The sequence below is a fragment of the Neoroseomonas rubea genome, assembly GCF_016106015.1.
Classification (GTDB): Bacteria; Pseudomonadota; Alphaproteobacteria; order Acetobacterales; family Acetobacteraceae; genus Neoroseomonas; species Neoroseomonas rubea.
Genome location: NZ_JACADQ010000280.1, coordinates 1 through 5,614 on the forward strand (window position 1 = coordinate 1; position 5,614 = coordinate 5,614).

Here is a 5,614-nt window from a genome sequence, read left to right on the forward strand (position 1 = left end):
CGCGCGGCCCCTGCCGGCCGGCGAGCGCCGCCCCGTGCCGGCGGCGCGCATGGAATACCGCGCCACCGCGCAATTCCGCGCCGGCGCCCTGGCGCTATCGGTCGCCTTCGCCTTCGATGGACGGACGGGGGGCCTCGTCTGCGTCTCGGGGCGCGGTGGGCCTGGCCAGGGCGCGGCGCTGCGCGCCCGGATCGAACGGACCTTCGGCGCGCCGCAGGAACGTGCGACCGACCCCGCGACGGGCGTGACCGCGCTGGGCTGGACGCAGCCGGACGAGATCGACCTTCAGATTGCGGCGGACGGCGCCGTCACGCTGCTGCATTGCGCGCGCGGGGTGTGACCCCGCGCGGCGGGATCAGGCCTCGCCCACGCAATCCAGCATGGATGCTGCCAGCGCCTCGGCCGGCGCCTTGCCGCCCCACAGCACGAACTGGAAGGCGGGGAAGAAGCGCTCGCATTCCGTGATGGCGATGTCGACCATGTCCTCGAGGCTCTCGGCACTCGCCCCCGGCGCGCCGCGCAGCAGCACGGAATGGCGGAACACCGGCACGCCGTCCTCGGCCTCGATGCCGAAATGGCCGATCCACAGCCGGTCATTGGCCAGCGCCAGCAGCTCGTACAGCTTCTCCCGCCGCTCCGCGGGCACCTTCAGGTCGAAGGTGCAGGTGAAGGACATGGCGCTGATCTCGTGCGACCAGGCGAAGTGCAGCCCGTAGTCGCACCACTTGCCGGGGGCCTCGGCCGCCATCTCTCCGTCCGAACGGCGCTCGAAGGCCCATTCATTGGCGGCGATGATCTGCTCGAGGATGTCCAGCGGGTTCGTGGAACGCTCGCGGTCCAGCTGGAGAGAAGCGGACATGCGGCACCTCCTTGCCCGGGGCTGCCGCCCGGCACCCACAACATATGGGGTGCGAATCGGGCGGCCGGATACGACGGGCAGATTACGCAGACGCGGAATCGCGTCGCAAGAGTCCAGCGGTTGCACCGAATAGTTCAGGTTTCGCGTGAGGATTCGGTGCCAGCCTCAAGCACGGCAAGGCGGGCTTCGAGCGCCGCGACACGGTCTTCCAGTGCCTCCGCCTGTTCCCGGGCGCGCCGCGCCACCTCCATCGCCGCGTCCAGTTCCTCACGCTTCACGAGGTCGAAGCGGCGGACCATCGCCTCGGCCTGGGACTTCGCCATGGCCTCGGCCTCGGTCCGGAGGCCCGCGAGCACCGAGAAGGCGCCGCCCGCGACCCCCGCGAGGTCGTCCATGAATTTTCCGCGTCCGGACTCGCCTGCCATCGCCCTGCTCCTTCCCATGCGGCCGGGTTGCCGCGTCGTCCTGGCGGGGCCTATACCGCCGCCGCCCCCCTCTCAAGGCCCCCAAGGGACGCGCTGCGGAACGATCCGGCCATGCACATCGTCACCGGCGGCGCCGGCTTCATCGGATCGAACCTGGTCGCGGCGCTCTGCGCGCGCGGGGAAGAAGTGGTGGTGGTCGACCGGCTTCGCCAGGGCCAGAAGTGGCGCAACCTCGCCAAGCACCCGGTCGCCGCGATCGTGCCGCCGGAGGAACTGCGCGCCTTCCTCGGCCGCCATCCGCCGGTCAAGGCGCTGTTCCACATGGGCGCGATCAGCGCGACCACCGAGACGGACGGCGACCTGGTAGCGGCGACCAACATCGCCCTGCCGCAATACCTGTGGGACTGGTGCGCGGACGCACGCGTGCCCTTCATCTACGCCTCCTCCGCCGCGACCTACGGCGACGGGTCGCAGGGCTTCGAGGACGACCTTTCGCCCGCGGCGCTCGCGCGGCTGCGCCCGCTCAACCTCTATGGCTGGTCGAAGCTCGCCTTCGACCGGCGCGTCGCGCAGATGCTCGCGCTCGGCCGGCCGCGCCCGCCCTCCTGGGCGGGGCTGCGCTTCTTCAACGTCTATGGCCCCAACGAGCACCACAAGGGCCGCATGGCCTCCGTCGTGCTGCACAAGTTCAACCAGATCATGCGCGGCGAGGACGCGACGCTCTTCGCCTCCGACCGCGAGGGCATCGCGGATGGGGAGCAGAAGCGCGACTTCGTCCATGTCGAGGATTGCGTCGCGGCGATGCTGTGGCTGGAGGCGAACCCGGCCGCCTCCGGGCTCTACAACATCGGCTCGGGCCGGGCGCGCAGCTTCCTCGACCTGACGCGCGCGATCTACGCCGCGCTCGGCCGCAACGCGGAGATCCGCTTCATCCCCATGCCCGACGACCTCAAGGGCAAGTACCAGTACTTCACGGAAGCGCGGATGGAGCGGCTGCGCGGCGCGGGCTTCACGAAGCCGCCCGTCACGCTCGAGGACGGCGTCGCGCGCACCGTCCGCGACGTGCTGCTGCGCACCGAGGACCCCTTCGCCTGATGATGTTCGCCATCCCCTTCCCCGTGATCGACCCGGTGCTGGTCGAGATCGGGCCCTTCGCCATCCGCTGGTACGCGCTCGCCTACATCGCCGGCATCCTGCTGGGCTGGCGGCTGGCGCGCGTGCTGGTGCGGCGCACGCCCGAGGTCGCGACCGCCGAGCAGGTGGACGACTTCGTCACCTGGGTGACGCTCGGCATCATCCTCGGCGGGCGACTCGGCTATGTGCTGTTCTACCGCCCCGGCTACTACGTGACGGCGCCGTGGGAGGCGCTGTACGTCTGGCAGGGCGGCATGTCCTTCCATGGCGGCGCGCTGGGCGTCATCGTCGCCTGCTGGCTCTTTGCGCGCCGCAACGGGATCGACTGGGTCGCCTTCGCGGACCGCATCGTCTGCGTCGTGCCGATCGGGCTCTGCCTCGGCCGGCTCGCCAACTTCATCAATGGCGAGTTGTGGGGCCGCGTGACGGACGTGCCCTGGGCCATGGTCTTTCCGACCGGCGGGCCCGATCCGCGGCATCCGTCGCAGCTCTACCAGGCCTTCCTCGAAGGCGCCTGCCTCTTCGCGCTGCTGATGTGGCTCGCGCGCAGCGAATGGGTCCGCGCGCGGCCGGGCATCCTCTCGGGCGCCTTCCTCGTCGGCTACGGCGTGGCGCGCATCATCGGGGAAGTCTTCCGCCAGCCGGACGCGCATCTGGGCTTCCTGTTCGCCGGCGCGACCATGGGGCAGTTGCTGTCGGTGCCGATGATCCTTGTCGGCGCCTGGCTCATCCAGCGCGGAAGGGCGCGCGATGTCTGAAGGCCTGCCGCCCGACCATGAGCGGAACTTCGCGCCGGACGACGGCGGGGGGGACCCGAGCGAGCGGCTGGATCGCTTCATGCGCCGCGCGGCGGCCGCCTACTACGCCGGGCGGGAGCCCTTCGGCGCCGGCGGGGATTTCATCACGGCGCCCGAGATGACCCAGGCCTTCGGCGAGATCATCGGCCTCTGGGCCGCGATCGCCTGGGAAGGGATGGGGCGCCCCGCGCCGGTCGCGCTGGTGGAACTCGGCCCGGGCCGCGGCACGCTGATGGCCGACGCGCTGCGCGCGACCGCCGAGATGGCGCCCGCCTTCCGCGCCGCGCTGCGCGTGCACCTGGTCGAGACATCCCCACGGCTGCGCCAGGCGCAGGCGGACATGCTCGGCACCGCCGTCGCCGCCTGGCACGACGACATCGCGACCCTGCCGCAGGGCCCGGCGATCATCCTCGCAAACGAGTTCATCGACGCGCTGCCGATCCGGCAGTTCGTCCGCCGCGGCGGCGCCTGGATGGAACGCTTCGTCACCGCCGGCGCCTTCGAGGAACGCCCCGCCGAGGACGCCCCGCCGCTGCCCGAGGCGGCGGAGGAAGGCGCGGTGCAGGAGGTGAACGAGACCGGCCGCGCCATCGCCGCCGCCATCGCCGCGCGCGTGGCAGCACGGGGCGGCGCCGCGCTGTTCCTCGACTACGGGCCGGAACGGGGCGGCTTCGGCGACAGCCTGCAGGCGATGACGGCGCAGGGGAGCGCCGACCCGCTCGGCCCCGCCGGCGCGGCCGACATCACCGCCCATGTGGATTTCGCCGCCCTCGGGGAAGTGGCGCGCGGGGCCGGTGCGACGGTGCACGGGCCGGTGCCACAGGGTGTCTTCCTCGCCCGGCTCGGCCTGTTCAGCCGCGCGGCGATCCTCGCGCGCATGGACCCGAAGCGCGCTACCGCGCACCTCGCCGCCGCGCAGCGGCTCGCCGCACCCGAGCATATGGGCCGGCTGTTCAAGGCAATCTGCTTCACCCATCCCGGGCTGCCGCCTCTGCCCGGCTTCGAGGACCCCTGATGGCCGTCTTCGTCACCGCCGGGATGCTTGCGAAGTCCGGCCTCTCGCACGGCTTCTTCACCCGCCGGGGCGGCGTCTCCTCCGGCGCCTTCGCGGCGCTGAACTGCTCGCTCTCGGGCAAGGACGACGGCGAGGCGGTGCGGGAGAACCGGCGCCGCGCGGCGGATGCGCTCGGCCTGCCGGGGGATGCGCTCGCCGCGCTCACGCAGGTGCATGGACCGGACGTGGCGGTGCTGGAGGAACCCTGGCCGCTCGATGCGCGCCCGCGCGCGGATGCGATGGTCACGCGGCGGCCGGGCATCGCGCTCGGCATCGTCACGGCCGATTGCGCGCCGGTCCTGTTTGCCGATGCCGGGGCCGGGGTGATCGGCGCGGCCCATGCTGGCTGGCGCGGCGCCGTCGCCGGCGTGCTGGAGGCGACGATCGACGCGATGATCGCCCTCGGCGCGCGGCGCGCTTCGATCGTGACGGCCATCGGCCCCTGCATCCGCCAGCAATCCTATGAGGTCGCGGCCGACCTGCGCGACGCGGTGCTGGCCCGCGATGCGGCCGATGCCCGCTTCTTCGCCCCCGGCCGGCGGGAGGATCGCTGGCAGTTCGACCTGGCGGGCTACTGCGCCGCGCGGCTCGCCGCCGCGTCCGTGACGGTCGAGGTGACGCCGCACGACACGCTGCCCGCCGAGGCCGATTTCTTCAGCCACCGGCGCAACACCCTGGCCGGGGGCGGACCGATCGGCCACCAGCTCTCGGCCATCGCGCTGCCGGTGTGAACCCCCTTGCGCCGGCCGCCCGCCGCGCCACAGAAGAGGCCATGCCCTACCTCATGATGCTCGGCCTGCTGACGCTGCTCACCTTCCTCGTCACCTGCGCGGCGATGATCTGAGCATGCGCGCCCCCACCCGTCGCCTGGCCATCGCCGCGCTACTGGCGCTCGCCGCCTGCGGCGACCTGCCGCAGCCCTTCCGCGGCAATCCCGGCGGCATGGCCGGCGCGCTGGCGGCGCCGCCGGCCTATCGGCTGGCCATTCCCGAACCCGGCGCGGCGCTGCTGCCGGGCGACCGCGTCGCGGCGTTTGCCGAGGCGCTGTCCGAATCGCTGCTCGCCGCGGAGGTGCCGGCGGCCGCGACCGCGCCGCTGCCGCTCGACTGGCGCCTGACGGTCGAGGCTTCGCTGCAGGGCAACAGCGTCGTGCCGCGCTACCGGCTGACCGACCCGGACGGCCAGCCCCAGGGGGCGGCCGAGGGCGCGCGCATCCCCGCGCGTGACTGGTCGGCGGCAAGTGCCGAGACGCTGCGCGCCGCCGCGCGGGATGCCGCGCCGCGCGTCGCGCAACTGCTGCTGCGGGCCGAGGCCGCGCGCAAGTCGAGCGACCCCGCGGCGCTGA

The 5,614-nt window shown here is 72.9% G+C and carries 7 protein-coding genes and 1 pseudogene; 6 read left to right on the top strand and 2 right to left on the bottom strand.

The features are described 5' to 3' along the window. On the top strand, positions 1 to 340 hold a 340-nt coding region (locus HW577_RS19500), incomplete at its 5' end, for a hypothetical protein (RefSeq protein ID WP_232475075.1). A gap of 15 nt (positions 341 to 355) precedes the next feature. On the opposite strand, the gene HW577_RS19505 is transcribed toward HW577_RS19500, so the two are convergent. Next, positions 356 to 859, bottom strand: a complete 504-nt coding sequence (locus HW577_RS19505; RefSeq protein ID WP_198377798.1) for a type III secretion system chaperone family protein — start codon at positions 857 to 859, stop codon at positions 356 to 358. A 134-nt stretch (positions 860 to 993) separates the two neighbouring features. Next, positions 994 to 1,254 carry an accessory factor UbiK family protein gene (locus HW577_RS19510; protein ID WP_232475076.1) on the bottom strand — a complete coding sequence of 87 codons (261 nt, stop codon included), beginning with the start codon at positions 1,252 to 1,254 and terminating at the stop codon, positions 994 to 996. A gap of 141 nt (positions 1,255 to 1,395) precedes the next feature. Between HW577_RS19510 and rfaD the strand changes: the two genes are divergently transcribed. The 5 genes and pseudogenes from rfaD to HW577_RS19535 form a co-directional block, all read left to right on the top strand. Beyond that, positions 1,396 to 2,379 carry an ADP-glyceromanno-heptose 6-epimerase gene (gene rfaD, locus HW577_RS19515; protein WP_198377800.1) on the top strand — a complete coding sequence of 328 codons (984 nt, stop codon included), beginning with the start codon at positions 1,396 to 1,398 and terminating at the stop codon, positions 2,377 to 2,379. Further along, complete coding sequence (gene lgt, locus HW577_RS19520; protein ID WP_198377801.1) at positions 2,379 to 3,176, top strand: prolipoprotein diacylglyceryl transferase; 798 nt, start codon at positions 2,379 to 2,381, stop codon at positions 3,174 to 3,176. Before rfaD ends, lgt begins: the two co-directional genes overlap by 1 nt. Before the next feature lie 79 nt (positions 3,177 to 3,255). Further along, positions 3,256 to 4,230: a class I SAM-dependent methyltransferase gene (locus HW577_RS19525; protein ID WP_419956597.1), complete on the top strand. Its 975-nt coding sequence runs from the start codon at positions 3,256 to 3,258 to the stop codon at positions 4,228 to 4,230. Next, positions 4,230 to 5,000, top strand: coding sequence for a peptidoglycan editing factor PgeF (gene pgeF, locus HW577_RS19530; protein WP_198377803.1), 771 nt, complete (start codon positions 4,230 to 4,232; stop codon positions 4,998 to 5,000). Before HW577_RS19525 ends, pgeF begins: the two co-directional genes overlap by 1 nt. Positions 5,001 to 5,115: 115 nt before the next feature. After that, positions 5,116 to 5,614: pseudogene (locus tag HW577_RS19535) on the top strand (hypothetical protein); the annotation flags it as partial.